Source organism: Halorubrum sp. Atlit-26R, from assembly GCF_003666015.1.
In the GTDB taxonomy this organism is placed as follows: Archaea; Halobacteriota; Halobacteria; order Halobacteriales; family Haloferacaceae; genus Halorubrum.
Genome location: NZ_QPLT01000554.1, coordinates 1 through 435 on the forward strand (window position 1 = coordinate 1; position 435 = coordinate 435).

At 63.4% G+C, this 435-nt stretch carries 1 pseudogene; it reads right to left on the reverse strand.

The window, feature by feature from the left end:
* Window positions 1-415 (reverse strand): annotated as a pseudogene (locus tag DVK07_RS21915) (iron ABC transporter substrate-binding protein); the annotation flags it as partial.
* Window positions 416-435 lie beyond the last annotated feature (20 nt).

Sequence of the window (435 nt, forward strand, 5' to 3'; positions counted from 1 at the left end):
CGTTGACCGAGAAGAACACGTCTGCGGGACTGTTCTGTCCCTCGGTCTGAATCTGGTTGACTAACTCGGTCGCCGAGTTGTACCGCGGGCGGATGGTGAAGTCGTCGTAGTACTCCTCGAAAAAGGAGATGAGTTCGCCGACGAGCGCCTTGCCGCGGCCCGAGTAGAGCGTGAGTTCGCCCGAGAGGTCGGGCATCTCCGAGACGGACACGCCTCCGGTTATGTCGCGGTCACCGAACTGTGAACGGCCGGAACCGATCTGTTCGACTCCCTCGCCGCTCTCGGGTTCGGTCGTCGTCTCCGTCTCCTCGTCGCCGCCGGTACAGCCGGCGAGCGTGCCGACCCCGAGGGCCGCCGTCGTCGCGATGAACCGGCGACGACTGTGGCCGCGAAGCTCTCGGTCGCGTTCTTGCATACATTGATTTAGGTCTCCCT